At 47.5% G+C, this 19,784-nt stretch carries 16 protein-coding genes; all 16 read right to left on the bottom strand.

The features are described 5' to 3' along the window. Positions 1–76: 76 nt before the first annotated feature. Positions 77–886: an inositol monophosphatase family protein gene (locus NV381_RS18045; RefSeq protein ID WP_258214689.1), complete on the bottom strand. Its 810-nt coding sequence runs from the start codon at positions 884–886 to the stop codon at positions 77–79. Beyond that, the gene (locus tag NV381_RS18050; protein ID WP_258214690.1) at positions 883–1,692 is read right to left on the bottom strand and encodes an HAD family hydrolase; all 810 of its coding nucleotides are present in this window, start codon (positions 1,690–1,692) and stop codon (positions 883–885) included. Before NV381_RS18050 ends, NV381_RS18045 begins: the two co-directional genes overlap by 4 nt. A 25-nt stretch (positions 1,693–1,717) precedes the next feature. Then, entirely contained in the window at positions 1,718–2,488 is a 771-nt protein-coding gene (locus NV381_RS18055; protein WP_258214691.1) for an MgtC/SapB family protein, read from the bottom strand. Between the two features lie 27 nt (positions 2,489–2,515). Beyond that, positions 2,516–3,682, bottom strand: coding sequence for an ABC transporter ATP-binding protein (locus NV381_RS18060; protein ID WP_258214692.1), 1,167 nt, complete (start codon positions 3,680–3,682; stop codon positions 2,516–2,518). Between the two features lie 4 nt (positions 3,683–3,686). Next, the gene (locus NV381_RS18065) at positions 3,687–5,525 is read right to left on the bottom strand and encodes an ABC transporter permease (RefSeq protein WP_258214693.1); all 1,839 of its coding nucleotides are present in this window, start codon (positions 5,523–5,525) and stop codon (positions 3,687–3,689) included. Between the two features lie 44 nt (positions 5,526–5,569). Next, positions 5,570–6,454, bottom strand: coding sequence for a sugar phosphate isomerase/epimerase family protein (locus NV381_RS18070; protein WP_258214694.1), 885 nt, complete (start codon positions 6,452–6,454; stop codon positions 5,570–5,572). 25 nt (positions 6,455–6,479) lie between these two features. Then, the gene (locus NV381_RS18075) at positions 6,480–7,697 is read right to left on the bottom strand and encodes an ABC transporter substrate-binding protein (protein ID WP_258214695.1); all 1,218 of its coding nucleotides are present in this window, start codon (positions 7,695–7,697) and stop codon (positions 6,480–6,482) included. 60 nt (positions 7,698–7,757) lie between these two features. Next, positions 7,758–8,978 (bottom strand): ABC transporter substrate-binding protein, encoded by a 1,221-nt coding sequence (locus tag NV381_RS18080; protein WP_258214696.1) that lies wholly within the window; start codon positions 8,976–8,978, stop codon positions 7,758–7,760. A gap of 106 nt (positions 8,979–9,084) precedes the next feature. Beyond that, entirely contained in the window at positions 9,085–10,296 is a 1,212-nt protein-coding gene (locus tag NV381_RS18085) for an ABC transporter substrate-binding protein (RefSeq protein ID WP_258214697.1), read from the bottom strand. Further along, positions 10,268–11,188 (bottom strand): hypothetical protein, encoded by a 921-nt coding sequence (locus NV381_RS18090; protein ID WP_258214698.1) that lies wholly within the window; start codon positions 11,186–11,188, stop codon positions 10,268–10,270. Before NV381_RS18090 ends, NV381_RS18085 begins: the two co-directional genes overlap by 29 nt. Before the next feature lie 34 nt (positions 11,189–11,222). Then, positions 11,223–12,230, bottom strand: a complete 1,008-nt coding sequence (locus NV381_RS18095) for a LacI family DNA-binding transcriptional regulator (protein ID WP_258214699.1) — start codon at positions 12,228–12,230, stop codon at positions 11,223–11,225. A 141-nt stretch (positions 12,231–12,371) separates the two neighbouring features. Then, positions 12,372–14,516, bottom strand: a complete 2,145-nt coding sequence (locus tag NV381_RS18100; RefSeq protein WP_258214700.1) for a methyl-accepting chemotaxis protein — start codon at positions 14,514–14,516, stop codon at positions 12,372–12,374. 42 nt (positions 14,517–14,558) lie between these two features. Next, the gene (locus NV381_RS18105; RefSeq protein WP_258214701.1) at positions 14,559–15,479 is read right to left on the bottom strand and encodes a sugar phosphate isomerase/epimerase family protein; all 921 of its coding nucleotides are present in this window, start codon (positions 15,477–15,479) and stop codon (positions 14,559–14,561) included. A 25-nt stretch (positions 15,480–15,504) separates the two neighbouring features. Then, on the bottom strand, positions 15,505–16,410 hold the full coding sequence (locus NV381_RS18110; RefSeq protein ID WP_258214702.1) for a hypothetical protein: 906 nt from the start codon (positions 16,408–16,410) through the stop codon (positions 15,505–15,507). Positions 16,411–16,437: 27 nt separating this feature from the next. Beyond that, entirely contained in the window at positions 16,438–17,802 is a 1,365-nt protein-coding gene (locus tag NV381_RS18115; protein ID WP_258214703.1) for a sulfatase, read from the bottom strand. Positions 17,803–18,208: 406 nt separating this feature from the next. Further along, complete coding sequence (locus tag NV381_RS18120; RefSeq protein WP_258214704.1) at positions 18,209–19,159, bottom strand: metallophosphoesterase family protein; 951 nt, start codon at positions 19,157–19,159, stop codon at positions 18,209–18,211. Between the last annotated feature and the right edge of the window lie 625 nt (positions 19,160–19,784).

Below are 19,784 nucleotides of genomic sequence, written 5' to 3' on the forward strand. Positions count from 1 at the left end.
TAAAAAGGCGAAAAAAAACTGCCACCACAAAATGTGGCAGCAGGCTGCTGATTAAGTCTATTCATAAGTTTCAGCTTTAAATGCCCAATGGCTTCAACGTCTGCATCATCGCATCATGAATATGGCCGTTCGTACCGACAATATGCTTCACGGTCAGGCTGTACGGATTGCCGAGCGTATCGGTCACCGTTCCCCCGGCTTCCTCGATGATCAGCACCCCTGCGGCGATATCCCATGCATTGAGGCCATATTCCCAGAATGCCGCCAGCTTCCCTGAAGCAACGAAAGCCAAATGCTGCGCAGCCGAGCCCAGCGCACGAATGGTACGGCATTGAGGGCCGATCTCCTGCAAGCTTGTCATAACAGCGTCGCGCGTTTTCTTCTTCGAAGGGAAGCCGGTTGCTACTACGCTTTGTCCGAGTGTCTCTACTTGCGAAACCCGGATCGGCTTTCCATTGAGCGTAGCCCCCTTGCCTTTCTCCGCGGAATACATGTCATCCCGGGACGGATCATAGATGACACCAACCATAATCTCTCCGTTGCACGCAAGAGCTATAGAAACCGTAAAACCCGGAATGCCTTGCACGTAATTGCTAGTCCCATCAATGGGATCAACGATCCATATGAATGGCTCGGACTTTGCTCTTTCGAGCCTGTTTTCAAGCAGCTCCTCGTTAGCAAACGATTCTTCCTCCCCGAGAAATGCATGGTCAGGGAATACCTCCGCCAACCGTTCACGGATTAACTGCTCAGAGGCTCTATCGATTTCGGTAACGACATCGAATGCCGAGCTCTTTTCTTCCGTCACAAAGTCTGTGCCCAGCTTGGACTTGATCATTATACCAGCTTCTCTTGCAATCCGTTCAGCCGCCTCCAAATAACTCATGCCAGCTCTCTCCTCTTTTCCTTAAATTCCCCGATAATAGCCGCTATAGCATGGCTTTCATGATGGACAGTCACAGCATCCGCTGCATCCGCTAACAACGGATGGGCATTGCCTACAGCATAACCCAGATCGGCCTCTATGATCATGGTTAGATCGTTTAAGTTATCGCCAACGGCTACGGTGTACAGGCTATCTACTTTCAGCAGCCTTACCAGCTCCCTAAGCGCAATCCCCTTGGTAGCATGCTGCGGTAAAATCTCCAGGTAATTCGACTCGGAGTAAACCATTTCGCAAGGCACACAGCTGTCTCTCACAGTCTGTTCAATATCCTTCGCTTCCTCCAGCCGGGAGCTAATAATCAACAGCTTCGTAACAGGCTCCTGCATAATGCGTTCCTCAAAAGGCAAACATCTCACCGCATCTTTGAGCTCATGCTTTTCTAATAAGGCATTGCGAATCGGTGCATAAACTTGACCATCTTGATAAACCAGCAGTACCAGGTCATCCGATAAGCGTCCCCTAATATTATCCCACAAAGCTTGCGGAAGAGATATCTTCCTCTCATAAAGCACCTTGTCTGTAACGGGGCAATAAATTTTGGCTCCATTATACAAAATTACCGGCAAATCCAGACCAAGCTTATGGATAAAAGGCATGACCGCCTCCTCCATACGCCCCGTTGCTAAGGTAAACATGCCCCCTTTTTCAATAAAACGTTTAATGGCCAATTCATTCTCCAAGCTGATTTGCTGTGAAGCATTCAGTAAGGTTCCGTCAAGATCAGAAATCAGTAGTATATTGTTCACATGCTCCAACCACCCAGCTACTAAGTTATGTGGATAACGTATTTTCTTTTTGTACGAAGCTTTTCATTGCAGACAGGTGATTCGACTCCATCGAAAGAACAACATCCATCGCGGCGATCTGCTCCAGAGCTGCAACCAGCTTTTCCTGCTTTTGTATTTTCAGACTGAACTGCATATGCATAGAAGGAGCTGAGGCATGAGCTGCAGAATCGACTTCATCCGAGTTCATTTTCAAGCTGACAATCTGCAGATCATAGTTTCCGAATATCGATGCAATCCTCCCGAGCGAGCCCGGGTTATCGACAATTTGTATATCAACCTCATGGTATCTCCGATTTCGCAGCAGATGCTTTTCCCATTTATTTAATAAGAACAGGCTGATCAGAACAAGAAATGTAGACAGCAGAGCCCCCATATAGAAGCCCGCGCCAACGCTTAGTCCGATACCGGCAACAACCCAGACGGATGCTGCTGTCGTCAGCCCTTTAATCATATTCCCATTGCGCAGAATCGCTCCTGCACCCAGGAAACCGACACCGCTTATTACTTGGGCTGCCAAACGCGCCGGGTCCATACGGACATTACCTTCATTGACGAATTGTGAGAAACCATATACGGACAGCAGCATAATGGTTGCAGAGCCCAAGCATACGAGAATATGAGTACGGAAGCCCGCAGCATGGTTGCTCCATTCCCTTTCAATGCCGATCAAGCCCCCCAATACTACGGCCAGAATCATCCGCAGCACCAGTTCCCAATGCGTTATTTCCCATACACTTAAGCTAGCTGTTGCCATACATTTCTACCCTCCAGCCCCGACACGTTAAAATGATGATGCACCCAGCTTTGTTCCATGATCTGCTGCTGGCGCCGATGCGGAAGAACCTGTTCCGTTGCCCCGCTCTACAAGCACGCCTGTTTCCTTATCATACACATTTACTTTCTCAAGCGGGAACGTTACCCATACCATCTTGCCAATAGGCAAATCCAGCTCACCGATTACTTTGGCCAGGATCAGATTCTCACCGCTCGTGGTCAGCTGAAATAAAGTTTCCGATCCGGCCGGCATCACTGAGTATACGGATAGAGGTATGCCTCCCTCGACCTTTTCCGATGAAATCTGAATGTCCTCAGGATAAATAGCCAAGACGACCTTTCCGGAAGGCGGCTGTGTGCAAGGAACCGTAAGTGTACCCAATTCTGAAGTTGTAGTTATCGATCCATTCGAATACTTGCAATCGGCATCGACGAAATTAATTTTCGGGTTACCGATAAAGTCCGCAACGCGGATATCTACCGGATGACGGTAAATATTGCGCGGTGTATCGACCTGAACCATGTTGCCCTCGAAGAAAATCGCGATCTTGGTAGATAAGGTCAAGGCTTCGACCTGATCATGCGTAACGTAAACGATGGTTGTCTTCAGCTCGCGATGCAGCCTTTTCAGCTCCGCTCTCATCTCCAGACGCAGCTTGGCGTCAAGATTGGACAGCGGCTCATCAAGCAGCAATATTCTCGGCTCCGTTACAATTGCCCGGGCAATGGCGACACGCTGCTGCTGGCCGCCTGACAGCTCAGAAGGGTATCGGTCCTTGTATTTAGCGATCCGCATCTTCTCCAGAGCGCTTTCTACCTTCGTGCGGATCTCCGCCTTGGGCATTTTGTTAATGGACAGCCCAAAGGCTACATTATCGAATACCGTCATATGCGGCCACAGTGCATAGCTTTGGAACACCAGATTCAACCCGCGCTTGGATGGGGGGGCATAGTAGCCTTTGGCTCCGTTGATCATTTCCTTGCCATTAATGGTCAGAATCCCTTCCTCGGGATTTTCCAATCCGGTGATAACCCGCAGAGTGGTCGTTTTACCGCAGCCGGACGGACCGAGCAGCGTCATGAAGTCGCCATCCTCAATATACAAATCGAGGTTTTTTAGAATATGATTTTTATCAAAATATTTGTTGATTTTCTCCAGCTTAATTCCACTCATATGGTTAGCCTCCTATGCCCTTCGAAAGATCTGCTTTGCCGTACTTCGTTGCTATATAATGCGTGATCATAATTAGCGCAATAATAACAATAACGATAGCGTTAGCGTACTGCTGATAGCCCTTTTCCGCATAGCGGAACGTAAGTGTAGTTAATGTACTTGTCTTGGGAGTCACCAGCAGGATGATCAAATCCAGCTCCTTCATCGCACTTATGAACAAGAGCAGGAATGCGCTGATCAAGCCCTTGCGGCTTAAAGGCATCATAATGCTGAAAAATCTTCGTGGCCAGGATGCTCCATGCAGCTTGGCCGCTTCCTCCAGCTCTCCGCTAATCTGGAGCATGGTGCTCGTGCCGGAGCGTGTTGCGAAAGGCAGCTCTTTAACTATCGTAATAAGAATGACGAGCGCCAAGGTTCCATAGAGCGCCGGCAGTAAAAATTTAGGCTGCGCAAACATGGACAAGTAAATCGCTGCAAACGAAATGCCGGGAATCAAATAAGGCATGAAGGACAGCTGCTCGACAAGCTTACCGGAAAGAGTTTTTCTTCCCTTCGAAATTACGTAGCCGAATACAAGTCCCATAACAGCAGCAACAGCCGCAGCTATAAATGCGATAGTCAATGAATTTTTCAAGCCCAGAAGGATCGAGTCGCTCTTCAGAATTCCCACTTCACCGGAAGCGATACTGAAATCCGAATCCCCGAACCAGTAATGTGTTGTCAGATTGCTTAAGCTGTAATTGCCGTCCTGGAGCATAAAAGTTTGCCATAGAAGCAGCAGAAGCGGGAATATGCCAGCCAGAAACATGAACAGAAACACCATAACAATTGCTGGAATTTTCCATACACCAAGCGGATTGAGATTTTTCCTCGAATCCTTGCCGCCTATCGTAGCGTAGCTCTTTCTTTTGCCAATCGCCCGCTGGTTGAAATAAATCGTCAGGGCTGAAATAACAATCAGAATCAAGCTTAGTACATAGGCATCGGAAATCATCCGGTTTTTCATACTGCCGTACAGCATAGTTGCGATTGTGTAATACTTGACCGGCAGACCAAGAAAGGCTGCGGCACCGAACGTTCCCATACTTTTCGAAAAGGTCAGAATCAGTGCGGACAGAATAGCAGGCATAACTAGTGGAAACGTAATTTTTCTTAAAATAGTATAGCGGCTTGCTCCCAAAATATCGGCGGTTTCTTCCAGACTGCTGTTAATCGAGCTCAGAGAAACGGCGATAAGCAGGTAAAAGAAGGTGTAATAATGACCCACAAGCACGATGGAGATCGGTAAAAATCCATAAGAAATCCAATCGGGCGGATTAATGCCGAACAAATATTGCAGCATACCCTGCGTTCCGCCGACCCGGTCGTTCTTGAACACGATCAGCCAGGCAAACGACTTGATCCATGAAGGCAGCATATAAGGAATGATAGCCAGAAAAGCAAATGTCTTCTTGAAAGGCAGATCGGTGCGAGTAACCAGCCACGCTAATCCGCCTCCCACAACCATGGAGAAAAAGGATACAAACACCGCAATGTTGAATGAATTCAGCAGCGGTTTATAGAAGATCGACGAGCTGATGTCGCTGTATAATACATGCAGCCAGTGGTTCAGGGTCAGATTCCCCGGTACCGCCTGGGGGTTAGCCCGAATATCCTCGGGATGCCAAGTCAGCGTATGCGAGATAATTTCCCACATCGGGATGACAATCGTATAGCCCAAGAAAATAATGGCGAAAAGACTGATTAGGTGCAAAGGATTCGTGAGGCTGCTCTTGAGGAAATTAAGTACACGAACCATGGTGAATTTCGATGCGGATCGGCTAGTATATTCGATGTTGTTCACCGGTTATTCCCCCCTCTTAGATCCGGTGCGGCTGGAATGCTGTTTCATGGTGTTGCCTCCTTCAATCGTTGAACCGATGCCAGCACATGTTCGCTGAGAGATCTGTCCGCATCGAATTTGTTCATAGTCAGCTCCAAATTATATACACCTTGATATCCGGCACGCTGCAGGCTGCCGACATAGTGCTCCAGGGGCAAGCTTCTTGCTTGCGTCAACGGGTTGTGCGTTCCGGTTAGACCGAGCCCGTGAATATGCGTATGATAGACTCTCTCCAAAAAAGCAGCAGGCGGGAGATCCTCCATGTGTACCTCGGGTGGAGATTTCAGACCGCGTTCATCCATCAGGTTCGAGTAATAATGGCCCATATCCCATGTAATGCCCACATAAGGACTGTCAACCTCGTTCACGATCCGCTGCACACCGTCTATCGAATCTCCCGGATCTACCTTGCTTGATTTTTTACGGTTATTTTCAATTCCAATTTTTAGCGGAAGCTGCTCCGAATCAATCACTGCAACCCATTCATGCAAAAGCTTAACCGTATGATGATGCAGTTCTTCCTCCGAACCTGACTTGGCGTCAAAAGCGTGCAGCGCCATCGTAAGGCCGGCTTGATACTTATGATAATTTTTCAAAATATAGCTCATGGATGGATAAATCTCCGCAAATCGCGTACCTGGATGCTCCCCAGCCACATGTCCATGAACCGTAAGCTTCAGACCCGCATCCCAGATTTGCTGTATAAGCCCCCGGTAAGCTTCTTCATTCGCACCGCGGGGAAGAATCCTGACCTCGATAGACCCGATTCCAGCTGTCTTTAAAGCATCTAGCAATAGCTCCACCTTTTCATAATGTGCAATTAAATCATTGGGGCTGTCTAAACTCGGTTTGCCTAAAAATACAGGACTTTGCAAGGAAAAACCTAGCATGGTTTCAACACTCCATTCCGAATGGTTACTGATTCTTTATCCAAAAGTTCACTACATCCTGATAAACCTTATAAAACTTTTCGCTGTCGTACTGCCAAATATTAAGCTCATTGATGTTTTTCGCATTTTTATGCTGCACATCCGTTCGGGTCATCCATGAACCGATTTCATTAAACGGCATCGTTCCTTCGCCCTTGCCGTCCGCTTCACCGGCCATCCAACGAACCAACAGCTTGGCAGCGTTTGGATGAGGAGCTTTATTGCCTACGAACAACAGCCCTTCGTCAGCAACGGATAGTTTAGGCTTCATATCCCAAATGATGTCTGCTTTCAAGCCTTTTTCCGACATTTTACGGATATCCCCAGAAACTCCGATGAACACAGGAGCCGGTTTGTTCGGAGCAGCTTTGCCCACTGCATCCTGACCGTCTACACTGCTTTTGACGAGAATCGCGTTTTTATAAAACTGCTGCAGAAATTCATAGCCCGCATTTTTCGTACCGTTAAGGACGATATCCTTGCCGAATTTCTCCTTATAAGCCTTAGCCATATCATCGGAATTAACAACGAACGCTACGAACATATCCATCTGGGCCGGTGATTGCAGCGGATCGACCATAAGTACTCTGTTCTTCCATTCAGGTGTGGTCAAATCCCACCAGTTGTTAACCGGCGGCGTTTTATTCTGCTCCGTGTTGTAGAACAAAGTACGGAATTCCATGTAAGGCACGAAGGCAATACCTTCGCTTTTGTAAGGCTCATGAATCTTGGCGGCTATGTCGCTTGGCAAATACTTGAACAGCATGCCTTTTTTGACAAGCTCTTCTTCAATGCCGCCTCCCACTTCTTTGGTCAGGACAAGATCGGCATTGAATATGCCGGCGGCTTGCTCCCGAATGACCTTATCCATGATGACATTGGACTTGAGATCGAATGCCTCAATATCGATGCCGGGATACTTCTTCTCGAACGTTTTCTCTACATCATTGATTCGGCCTGATGTGGAGTATACTGTGACTTTCCCTTCTTTTTTCGCTTTTTCATACAGCTCTTCGACGGTTTCTGTTTTGTAGAGTCCCGCGCTTTCGGCCCATTCGGATTTCACGGCTCCTCCGGCACTGGCTGCTCCGCCTGTTGTCTTTTTATCTGATGCTGCTGTTGGTGTTGGAGTTGAACTACTGCAGGCTGCGAGTACAATGGTGAAGGTCAGTAGCAATGCGGAAATATTCCTCACTTTTTTCATCTGACTACCCCTATTCTCCTTAATTTGGTACTGCATACATCATTCATTCCAGCAACACCTTTACTGCATCTTCAACCAGAACTCTCTGAACTTGACGAAGTTTTTATAAAAATAATCCGAATCATAGTCCCATACATTCAGCTTGTCGATTGGCAGTTGATCGGTGCGTCCGTTATCGGTTCTCGTTGACCAGGAGCCCATGACGTTGAAAGGCTTGAAGCCATCGGATTTCCCGTCAGCTTCTCCCGCCATGTAACGGATCATCAGCTTGGCTGCATTAACATTCGGCGCTTTGTCGGCAACGTACAAGTAAGATGGACCCACTACAGAAATTCTTGGTTTCACATCATACGTAGCCGCAATGCTCAGCTTTTTCTCAATGACATCCCTTAATTTACTGGATGCGCCTATGCCGATAGGAGGCTTGCCTTGCGCTGTTACTCCAACCGCCTCGACAACTTCATCGCTCGACTTCATCAGAACCGGATCGTTTTTCAAAAATTGTTTAAAAAATTCGTAAGCCGCATTTTCCGTACCGTTAAGAACGATGTCTTTGCCGAATTTATCCTTGTATGCCTGCTTCATTTCATCGGAATGCTGCACCATAGCCAAAAATAAATCCATCATGTCCGCAGAATCGATCGGGTCGTTCAGCAGCACTTTACCTTTCCATTCCGGTTGCGTCAGGTCCCACCAATTCGTGACTGGAGGCGTTTTGTACACATCGGTATTGTAAAAGATTGCCCGCAGGCTGAAGTAGGGTACCAGTCCGCTGCTCTTGCTCTTATACGGCTCAACCATCTTCTCGGAAAGATCCTTCGGGATGTACTTGTGTACCAGCTTCTTGGTAGTCAGCTCCGTTGTAACCGCTCCGCTCGCATCCTTGACGAAAATAACGTCGGCATTGTAGATGCCTGCCCCTTGCTCCCGAATAACTTTCTCCACGATGTCGTTGGTGGACATATTGAAGGCTTCAACCTTCACGCCGGGATATTTCGCTTCAAAGGTAGCCTTCACGTCCTTGATCCGACTCGACTGGGAGTAGACGACAACTTTGCCTTCCCCCTTGGCCTTCGTATACAGTTCATCGGTCGTTTCCGTTTTATTCAAGCCGTTCTTCTCGGCCCATTCGGAGGCCGCTGTTACATCTCCTTTGGCTGCAGGCTTATTGCCAGCGTCTGGAGCGCTGCCATTCTCTGTTTTGGTGCTGCAAGCCGCAAGCATAACCATTAAAGCCAGCCCGGTTAGAAACGACCCGGCAACCTTCCCTTTTTTCTTCATTAGCCTATAACCTCCGACTCGATTTTGATTTCAAATCCATCATTTTGAAGGCGTTTACAACATTGCTTCTATAAACTGAGCTTTAGCTATGGCTTTCTGTTAATCGCTACTGCTGCTTCAACCAGAAATCACGTATTTTAGGTGAATTTTCATAAAAGAATACCGGATCATACTTCCATACATTCAGCTTGGATAGCGGTAATTCTTCTACCTGCGTAACATCCGAACGCGTAGCCCATGCTCCGGCAATATTGAACGGCTTGAGACCTGCAGCCTTGCCATCCGCTTCGCCTGCCATCCAACGGATTAACAATTTAGCCGCATTGGGATGCTTCGACTGATCGCCTACATACAGCAGAGCCTGCTCAACCTGGGAAACCTTCGGCTTCACATCATACGAAACGCCCAGCTTCAGTCCTTGACCCTGTGCTTCTCTTAGCTTCGTGGACACGGCAAGCCCGATTGGCGGCTTCGCCTGACCCGGTTTACCAACAGCTTTGACAATATCGCCGCCTGAATTAGTTAAAATAAGGTCGTTTTTGGAAAGTCGTTTGATGAATTCATAGCCTGCATTAGGCGATCCATTCAATTCAATGTCTTTACCGAATTTATCCTTGTAGGCCTGCTTCATATCATCCGAATTTTGAACCATGCCCAGAAACAAGTCCATCGTGTCGGCCGATTTCATCGGGTCGCTTAGCATTACACGGCCTTTCCAATCCGGTGTCGTAAGATCCCACCAGTTGGTGATCGGAGGTGTTTTGTACACATCGGCATTGTAGAAAATGCCTCTGGCTTCAACGTAAGGCACCAAGCCCTCTACTTGGCTCTTGTACGGCTCCGGCATTTTGCCTACGATATCGCTCGGCATATATTTATGTACAATGCCTTTTTTCAACAGCTCCATCGTAAATGTGCCGCCCGTATCTTTCGTGAAAATAACATCGGCATTGTAGATGCCAGCCCCATGCTCTCTGATCAGCTTTTCAAGCATATCGACAGAGCTGATGTTGTAAGCTTCGAGCTTAACCCCCGGGTACTTGGCCTCAAAGGAGTCCTTGACGTCGCTGACCCGGCTCGACATAGAGTAAAGAACAACGGAGCCCTCACCCTTCGCTTTGGCATACAGCTCATCAGCCGTTTCCGTCTTGTTAAGGCCCGCGCTTACCGCCCAAGACGATGAAGCTGCGCTTGGAGCTGCTGCATTCCCGCCCCCGCTGCCTGTTGAGGTGGAGCCACAGGCGCTCATAGCCAATACACTGGAGCATAATCCCATAATTAAAGCCGTTCTAGCTGCTGCCCGCTTCATCTGTTGCATCGTTATTCCCCCATTCTTTATCGATCCACTGAGACCATGATTCTGCATATCCTTCGTGAATATGGCTTACACAATAATCATAAAACTGTCTGACATAATTTAATCGCTCCACTGCTGCTTCATATTTGTAGGTATCAAGCGGATCCATTCTCTGAAAATCTCTGCCTCCGATACGCATTTGACGCTCTGTCAAATCCTCGAAGCCAACCTTATCCGCATTTCTCATCATATCGTACATACAGAAGAAGGTACTGGCCCGCCCAACGCCACCGCGACAATGGAAATGAAGCCAAACACCATTAGGAAGCGCTTTCACCCATTCGATAAAACGATCTACTTCCGCGTCTAATGGACGATGGTGGTCTGTTACAAAAAAACGTTTATACCCAAGACCTTCCGTTAGCGCAAGCTCCTCCTCACTCAGAACCTGCTTGGGATCTTGAACAGGTCCCCCTATATCCACCGACTTGCCTGCCACTTCGTCAAAGGTAATGGAGCTCTGACTTATTAAACCGTTCAACAGCAGCTTCTCTTTGACAAGCACCTCAACGTTGGTTAACCCTTTGTTAGCTCCGTTATGCAAACCAAACCAGTTGACCGCCATCCCATTGACAAAGGCGTGGTTCTCCTGCCGCAAATCTACGAGGATGATAGGGAAATCACCGATAGTCTCTTTCATCGTTTGCAGCTCTCGCAGTGAATACTGCCCGCTAGCCGATGCCCTTAGCTCTGTGAATCCTGTAAGATCCGGGAGACTGCCGCCAGCCTGATCAGCAGTTACGGCATCTCTTGACATTCGAAATCTTTTGGGCAGCGCGTTCTTGTCGTTATTTCTTTCTACCACCAGATTAATTCGTGAAGCTTCGACTTGTTTATTCGCATTGTCTGGCAAAAAAATCTCTCCTCCCCCCGCGCATATTATTCAACTATATTCTTGCCTCCGAACAGGTTTGTCGGACGATTAGCTGTGTATTCAACAAGATGGAATCCGCTGTCAACCGGTTCTCCAGCAACATTTGCATAAGCAGCTCAGCTGCTTTGCGGCCCATCTCCTGGCGAGGCTGTGCAACTGTCGTTAATTTAATCCAATGAAGATTGCTTACCTCCAGGTTATCGAAGCCAAGAACGCTCATTTGTCCAGGTACGGAAATCTTGTGCTCAGCCAGCCACTCCAGAGCTCCGATGGCCAGAAGATCGTTAGCAGCGAACACCGCCGTCATAGCCGGATAGTCCTCCATCAGCTTACCCATGGAACGCGATCCGCACTGCATCGTCCTTCCGTCCCATATAATACCCTTCTCAGCGGGCTCAATTCCCTGCTTCTTGAGGCTATCTATATAACCGCGATACCGTTCTTTACCGGTGAAGGAATAGGGAGGCATTCCAATAAATCCGATTTCTTTATGTCCTAAAGAGAATAAGTAATCCATTGCGTTGCAAGTGCCCTCGTAGTGATCGACATCGACGAAAGGCATTTCCAATTGTTGCGGCGGACGTCTGCGGAGGAAGACAACAGGAATTTTCAGCCTCTGCAGCAGTTCAATTCCATCCTCATCAAGAAAATCCGGTGTGACGATGATACCATCCATCTTCCGCTCCAGCACGCTGGTCAAAAATCTCTTTTCTTTATCAGGGCGACGGGAAGTATTCACGTAGATGACTAGATACCCGTTATCCGATAGCACCTCTTCAACATCATGAGCCATAGCGGAGAAGAAAGGATCCGTAATATCCGGAATCATCAATCCGATCGTATTCGACTTGCGCTGAATCAGGCTTCTTGCCAAAGCGTTCGGCGTGTAGTTAATACGCTTCATTGCCTCCAAAACTTCCTGCTTCGTTTCTTGCCGTATATCTGGATGATTATTCAATGCTCTCGAGACAGTTGATACGGATACTCCTAATTCCTTAGCTAAATCTTTTATGGTTGGCATAGTGCTGAATCTCCTTTGGTAACGTTTCCGGTAACGTTACCAAAATCTTATGACAAATCACCTTTTTTGTCAATTGAAACTTGCTCGCAGCTTATAAAAAGGCTTGCCCAGCAACCAGAGCGACGTTCAAGCAGCAAACGTTCAAACGATAAATGTTGCCATGCTTTGCTTTAGCTGCTTCGACTGCTCATCCAAATATTGTGCCGAGCCCATGTTCTCCTTCGCTGAAGCCACTTGGCGTAATGATGCCTCGGAGACTTGCTCGGCACTGACAGCTGTCGATTGGGCAATAGACAGCATTTCCTGTAAATCATGGGCCACCTCGTCAGTTCCCGCAGAAAATTGCTCGCAGGTCGCAGAGATGCTCTGAATGAGTCCGGAAAGATGCCCAATAGATTGCAGAACGCTCTGGAATTGATTGCCCGTCTGATGAACCAGAAGGATGCCCTTCTCGACTTCAGCAGCGCCCTCCTTCATCTGCATCGCTGATGATGCCGCAGCTTGTCGTATAACTTGAACGACTTTGGTAATGGTCAGGGCTGCAGCTGCGGATTGCTCTGACAGCTTGCGCACCTGTGCGGCCACGACAGCAAAGCCACGGCCATGCTCGCCCGCCCGAGCTGCTTCTATTGCCGCATTAAGAGCGAGCAGATTGGTTTGCGCAGCAATATCCCGGATATCATCGACCGATTTGCCGATATCCGCCGAGCCCTCTTCCAGCCCCTTAATCATAGACCCCAGCTGGCTTATAGATTGTTTAATCTGATTCATTTGCTGGACGGCATCACTAATTGACTGATGCCCCGTCTCTGCTTCATTCGTTGTTTTAACCGCTTCATCCGAAGCAACAGCCGTACTATCCGCCATATGCTGGATGCCCGTTGCCATATCCGCCATCTGAACAGCCGATTGCTTGGCAAAATCCAACTGCATTCGTGCCCCTTCTGCGATAAGGTTAAAAGCTGCCGACACATCCTTACTGCTTTCTGACGAATCGGATGAACCTGCTGCAAGCTGATGCGCCAATACTGACATTTCTTCCGCTGCCTTGAGATTGGATTCAATAATGGTTGTAAGCGATTCTGCGGTTCCATTGAATGCGGCACAGATCGTTCTAAGCTCATCCTTTGTCTCCAATGGTACCCGAACGGTGAAATCGCCGGAAGCCAGCTTCATAGAACCAATGGCCATGAATCGAACCGTTCTGCGAATCGACAAATACAGCGACACAAATAAATAAACATTAATGGCAATAAAGCTAATAGCAACGACCAGCAGTGAATTTTTTTGCCATTGATAGGTTACAAGCTTGGCCTGGACGCTTCGCTCCAATTGAATCAGCACAGCTTTATACAGCTCCTTATCGGTCTGATAGGCGCGCTCTCCCAACGCCGCTAAGTCTTTTCCCATATCAAATACATGTTCTTTGTCTTTGGACAGCAGCTGAAGCTGTATGTTATCGACAAGCGTGTTATTGCTTTGCTGAAAGTCTCCATGCAGAGCTTCCAAAGCTTTTACCGTATCTTTATTTTCCATTTTGCGCAGATTTGTTTTAATCGCTTGAAGTCTTTTAAAGCTTGCTTCTTTGGTCAGAAGCTCCCGGTTGGCCTCGGACATTTGCCTGGAAGCCACTACACTTTGCCCGATTGTGGATAGCAGATTCGTACGCTCCGTTTGATTAAAGAGCTGTGTAGCGGTATCCAGCAATAAATGAACCTCCGGGTGGGCATCCAGATTCAATTGCGATGTTTCCGCTATCGTGTTCCAGTAATCCTCTATGTCCCTTATCAGCTTCTTATGCGTGTCTATCCCTTGCTCATATCCAGCCGTATAAATTTGCAGCTTGGTGTAGTACCAGTCCTCCTGAAGCATCTTCCATTTATCCTTGGTGTCATAGGTAGCGCCATAGGTATCGTTCCAAGCCTTCAACGCGCTCATTTTCTCCTCAACCGCCGTTTTCTGCTCATCCATCTTGGCCTTCATTGAGGTTGCACCGTTCAAATAACGGATAGACTGACTCCGATGCTCCTCGAGCTCCATTTGGAGCTCCATTAGCAGCTTGATTGGAAGGATACCTTCCGCTTCTTTAACGGTGAATTGGATATTATCCGACACATCCGAAATAAATAAGTAAGCCGATACGACAATAGGAATGATGAAGATCAAGCCCACGACCATAAACTTCTGTAAAAAACTCAATCCATTTAAAAATTGTACTGCGGGAATAAAGACCTTTGAGATCCGGACATCCTCTGTATTTGTGTTCGCGGATGCTTCTGTTCCCATATGGCACCCCTCCGTCTTGTTTTCCAGGTCAGCTCCTGCCTCCTACATTCCGCGATAGCTTTTGGCCGGTCGGATATGGGCCTGCTTTACTCTTCTTATTGATCCGAATATTAAGTCGCAGGGTTCAAACATTCCTGAGCATTTGTCCATCGTAAACTCCAAATTGTAAATTCCCTCATAGCCTGATGTCCGTAGAACATCCGTGTACGTTTCAAGCGGCAGACTTTCTTTTTCAATCAAAGGATTATGAATGCCATTCGAGGCAACACCGTGTAGATGGGTATGAGAAACCCGTTTCATAAAGGATGGAGAAGGTAATCCACCACCATATCGCTCAATTGGATGAGCGTGCCCGGATATTCGCAGCTGCTCGGCATAATAAGCTCCAAGGTCCCAACAAATACCGACAGACGGGCTTTCGATATCCTCCACGATACGAAGCATTCTCTCTAATGGGCAACCGGGAATAGAACCGTCCGAGCTAAGCTTGCTGTTTTCTAAGGCAAAAGTAATAGGCAGCCCCTCAGCGGTAACAATCTCCGTCCAATGGCGAAGCAGCCTGACCGTTTGCTCATGCCATTCAGCATTGGAAACTTTGGCAGCCCAGGCATCCACAAGCGGAAGCGTCATCAGAAGAGTAGATTGGTATTTGTGAAAATGGTTGACGATGAATGACATCGACGGATAGATCTCCGCAAAACAAGATCCCCGGGCAGTGTCTGCAACTTCCCCTTGAACCGTCAGCACAAGCCCCATGCCCCAGATGAGCTCGATAATTTCACGGTATACACGGGGATTCGCTGAGCGCGGTAAATACCTTAGCTCAATAGATGTGATTCCACTTGCTTTGAGCACGTCCAGGAATAGCTCTATACTTTCATAATGTGCGATCCATTCGCTGCTGCTATCCTTACCGGCCCCCCCGAAAAACGCAAGGCTTTGTAATGAAAAACCCAGCTTCATAACTGATCACTTCATCTCTTTCAAGTTAAGATGCGGACTTCTTACCTTCAAGCCACCTCGACCAGTTCCCCTCAAACCCTCCATGAACATGAATGCAGTATTCGTAAAAAGTATGAATAAAAGCAAGGCGCTCCATAGCCGGTTCATATTTAAACGTATCGTTCGGATCGACGCTTTTCATATCTTTACCACCGATTTGAATTTGACGCCGTATAATATCCTCCTTGCTCACCTCTCCCGAATTCCGCAGCATATCATACATCAGCATAAATGAGGTTGTACGCCCGACACCTCCCCGGCAGTGAAAATGAAGCCACGTATTTGCCGGCAGCGCTTTCACAAAATCAATGAATTGATCGACGACCACATTCAATGGGCGATGATGATCCGTAACGAAAAAACGTTGATAGCCCAAGCCTTCTCCGATTACCAGCTCCTTCTCCGTTAGAACCGTCTTCGGGTTGGTTACAGGTTCAGCCAGATTAACCGACTTCCCCTCCAATTGATCAAAAATGATGGAAGGCGATGCAATCAGACCGTCCAAAACAAGTTTTTCCGCGTCTCTAGCCTCGTTATCATTCAGTCCCTTGTTCGTGCCATTATTCGGACCATACCAACTAACAGCCATTCCGTTAACAAAGCCGTGGCTCTCTTGTCGCAAATCCACTATCGTAATTGGTGTATGTCCGATCGTCTGAGCTATGCATTGCAGTCCTTTTTTGGAAAACATCCCGCTCCCTGACGCTTTTAATTCCGCAAGTCCTGTCAGGTTCAGCTGGTCCCCGTCAATGGATTGGATGGGTGTAGTGGTCATTCGAAACCGTTTTGGCAGCACATGGATGTTGTCCACGTCGATTAATTGATTCACCTTCAGGTTATCTTTCTTTCCTGTACCGGCTTGGCCGGAATCTTGATCATGTCCATTCGTCATTTGCAATATGCCCCTTCCCATTCCTCATTAAAATGGATTCGTGCGTACCGGCAGCGTATTTTCCGTTTGAATCAACCGCTGCAGCAGCTCCCATATCAACTTATCGCGAATCTTTTGATAGCCTGGGTCACTCCACACATTATTCAATTGAAGCGGATCCAGCCTTAAATCGTACATGACACCCTTCTCCTGGTTGCTCCAGATGGTCAGGCGGTAGTCCTGGCTGCGAAGTGTTTTTTCGAATACCTCCGCCGTATCGGTTCTTGATACCTCCGTATTCAGTTCAACCAGAGCAAAGGGAACCCTGCCCGCATCCTCCTCCCCTTTTAGCAAAGGCAGCAAACTTCTCGCTTGCATGGAATGTGGCTTCATACTGCCAGTCAAGTCGCAAATCGTTGGTGCCAGATCAAACAGCTGGACGATGTCGTCTACAACTCTGCCTTTGTCCATAATGTCCGGCGTTCTGACAATCAAGGGAATGCGGATGCTCTCATCCTCCGATCTGCCCTTCCCCCAACGTCCCCAATCTCCAAGAAATTCCCCGTGATCGCTGGAGAGCAATACCGCCGTCCGTTCGGAGAGCCCCGATTCATCCAAATAAGCCATAAGCCTGCCTATACAATCATCAACATGAGAAACCAAGGTGTAATAGGCTGCCTTCTTTTGCCGAATCACAACTTCGTTCTCTGCGGTAATTTCGCAGTTTCTTGGAAGAGTGAGTTCATCCGGATCATAACGGCCCAACAAATCTGAAGGAACAATAAAAGGAGAATGCGGATCAAAAAAACTGGTCCAAAGCATGAACGGAGCCGAACCAAACTCTCGCAAAAATTCGATTGAGGCTTCGCTTACCCAGCGGCTATGTGAAGCTTCAGAAGGAAAGCTGCCGTTAACCGAAAGGTGATCTGTTTGATTCCGTACTCGGGTCGCCCCCGGCTCAATCCGCACTGCTTCAGCATATTGGGGATGGTTTCGTTCGACCCATTGTGTGTAAGGATCACGATAGGTTCCCCGCTCATCGGTCACCTGCAGCGTCCGGTAACCATAGCTCGGATGCGGAGCGGTATGATCACGGTACGTATGATTCTGCACATGCAGCTTGCCGATATGGGCTGTATGATAGCCTCTTTGGCTCAATATTTGCGGAAACGTCACCTCCTGCTCCGATAATCGAACACCGCCGCCACGAACCCCATGAGCATGGGGGAAGCGGCCGGTCAGAAGAGAGGAGCGCGCTGGCATACAAGCGGGTGCATTCGTAAATGCATGTGTAAATCTCACACCTTCCATGCTCAGCCTATCGATATTCGGTGTTTCTATCTCCTTATTGCCAGCGCAGGAAAGTGCATCCCAACGCAGCTGGTCTATAGTTATGACGAGGATGTTCATCATAAGATGCCATCACCTCTTTCTTTGGCAAATCAAAGCTTTAGGGTAAGCGCTTTCTCATTGGCTAAAAATAAGTTTCCTCTAGAGCTCAGGAAATGTGTTGAGAAATTCAGTATAAAAAACGTAAGTTTTAAGAGTATGAGTGTGAGTGTGAGTGTGAGATAACGCTTGTTTGTGTATGCTTCCTTGCATTTATGAAGACTGCAATTTCATACAGCCTAGCAGTTATAAAAGCAATTGCGATCCCAACTTGCTGCTGCATTCACAAGTTCAGAAGCAGATTTGGTTAAAGTATCACATCCTCCGTTTTCTTTTGGTAACGTTACCGGAAACGTTACCAAAATTGTAAAATAATATCCCCCTTTTGTCAATTCACATTTTTCATTAGCTTGTCTCTAGCCGAAGGAGACTATCTCTTCCCAAATGGATCAACCACCTGCGGTATATGCTCGACTGGATCACTAATCACGCTGCCGTCTTCAAGCCGCTGCCATGTATCGAAGCGCCGGTCCCCTTCAACTAATCGAATCATGCGGGCCCCGCGCAGAAAATCATCCGGTCCTTTTGCATTAAAGCCGCTTAACCGTGAAAAACAAAGTCGGATGCCATGCAGGTCACCGTAATAATCGTTCAGGTGGTCATGACCGACAAAGGTTCCCATCACATCCCCCATCTCGACCATAGCTGCAAACATGCCTGTGTTAATCTTGGGACAGCTGATTCCCTTGTTGTTACTACCATAGCAAATGTTGTAATCCCATATTTCTCTATATTCAGGCAGTGGGATATGGAAGAAAGCAAGCGCTGGCAGCGGCTCGCCACCGCATTCCTCTGTCATTGCGGCCGATTGACGAATATACCAATCAACCTGATTATGGTGAAACCATGTCGAGCCGCCAAAGGAGTGCTCCGTTTTGGCTCCCGAATCCATCATATAGAGAGCAGCACTAACAGCCGAAGATCGGCTTGACTGTATGCGCAGCACATAATTAGAAATCCCTTGAATAGTCTCGGGCCCTTGCTCAAAAAAGCAGTTCGGCAGCTGCGTCAGCAGCTCTGCAAGCTGATCCGGATCAATCCCGGCTTCATACTCATGATTCCCATAAACGAAAGCCCATGGAATTCCACTTTCGACCACGGTTGAAACTGCATCGGCAAATGCAGATAACGGCTCCGGCGTCTCTTTCTTGTGAATAATATCCCCGGTAATGATAATTAAGTCAGGACGTTCTGTATCAATGACATAGCTCATAAATTGCTGTGTACGCAAGTCCTTGCTATCCCCGTTATACCAGTGCAAATCGGTGAATTGCACAATCGTAAAACTTCCATTATCGCCAAATTGCAATGGAAAAGACATTAAAATGACCTCCTGCAGTTCTGAATTCAGTTTCCCGGTAACGTTACCAGAACAGCTTGTTTATATCCTAACCCATGTATAATTGGATTTCAATACATGCTGAAAAATTATAAAAACGTTAGGTAAAATTATCCTGACGGACTTTTAAGTGCGAACCAGACGTTCGTGCATGGAGAGGGATTGGAGTGTAGGACTGGTGGATTCGTGGGTGGGTTGGTGGATTGGTGGATTGTGGGAGTGGTGGATTTTGGATTCGTGGATTGGGGATTGGGGGATTACGGCAAATGTTGAAATCGTGTTTCTTTGATAATGAGGCTTGCCACAAAAGGGAACACATCTTGCACCAGTGCCAAACCTTAATGAAAGTAAACTGCCAGACAGCCATGCAAAGCCGCAACGCACTCTCGGGAAGTACGCTCTCATAATTAGCGGGAAATTCTCCTGCAAATTTAAGAGTTTTTACCTGATTTTCTCATATAACTGGAAAACATCCCGTTAATTTCACTGCTTTATTACATTACGCCTATATTAGAAGGAGATTTTCCAGCTAAGTTCCTCATCTAGCATGTAATGGGTAAATTAGCTCCAGAAATTCCAGTTAACCATTCGCTACCGCTCAATGAAG

Source organism: Paenibacillus radicis (ex Xue et al. 2023) (assembly GCF_024722015.1).
In the GTDB taxonomy this organism is placed as follows: Bacteria; Bacillota; Bacilli; order Paenibacillales; family NBRC-103111; genus Paenibacillus_S.

Excerpts from the sequence above, each read along its gene's own strand:
- NV381_RS18045 (WP_258214689.1), bottom strand. The coding sequence starts at position 886 with ATGAGTTATTTGGAGGCGGCTGAACGGATTGCAAGAGAAGCTGGTATA.
- NV381_RS18055 (WP_258214691.1), bottom strand. The coding sequence starts at position 2,488 with ATGGCAACAGCTAGCTTAAGTGTATGGGAAATAACGCATTGGGAACTG.
- NV381_RS18060 (WP_258214692.1), bottom strand. The coding sequence starts at position 3,682 with ATGAGTGGAATTAAGCTGGAGAAAATCAACAAATATTTTGATAAAAAT.
- NV381_RS18070 (WP_258214694.1), bottom strand. The coding sequence starts at position 6,454 with ATGCTAGGTTTTTCCTTGCAAAGTCCTGTATTTTTAGGCAAACCGAGT.
- NV381_RS18075 (WP_258214695.1), bottom strand. The coding sequence starts at position 7,697 with ATGAAAAAAGTGAGGAATATTTCCGCATTGCTACTGACCTTCACCATT.
- NV381_RS18080 (WP_258214696.1), bottom strand. The coding sequence starts at position 8,978 with ATGAAGAAAAAAGGGAAGGTTGCCGGGTCGTTTCTAACCGGGCTGGCT.
- NV381_RS18085 (WP_258214697.1), bottom strand. The coding sequence starts at position 10,296 with ATGCAACAGATGAAGCGGGCAGCAGCTAGAACGGCTTTAATTATGGGA.
- NV381_RS18095 (WP_258214699.1), bottom strand. The coding sequence starts at position 12,230 with ATGCCAACCATAAAAGATTTAGCTAAGGAATTAGGAGTATCCGTATCA.
- NV381_RS18100 (WP_258214700.1), bottom strand. The coding sequence starts at position 14,516 with ATGGGAACAGAAGCATCCGCGAACACAAATACAGAGGATGTCCGGATC.
- NV381_RS18105 (WP_258214701.1), bottom strand. The coding sequence starts at position 15,479 with ATGAAGCTGGGTTTTTCATTACAAAGCCTTGCGTTTTTCGGGGGGGCC.
- NV381_RS18110 (WP_258214702.1), bottom strand. The coding sequence starts at position 16,410 with ATGACGAATGGACATGATCAAGATTCCGGCCAAGCCGGTACAGGAAAG.
- NV381_RS18115 (WP_258214703.1), bottom strand. The coding sequence starts at position 17,802 with ATGATGAACATCCTCGTCATAACTATAGACCAGCTGCGTTGGGATGCA.
- NV381_RS18120 (WP_258214704.1), bottom strand. The coding sequence starts at position 19,159 with ATGTCTTTTCCATTGCAATTTGGCGATAATGGAAGTTTTACGATTGTG.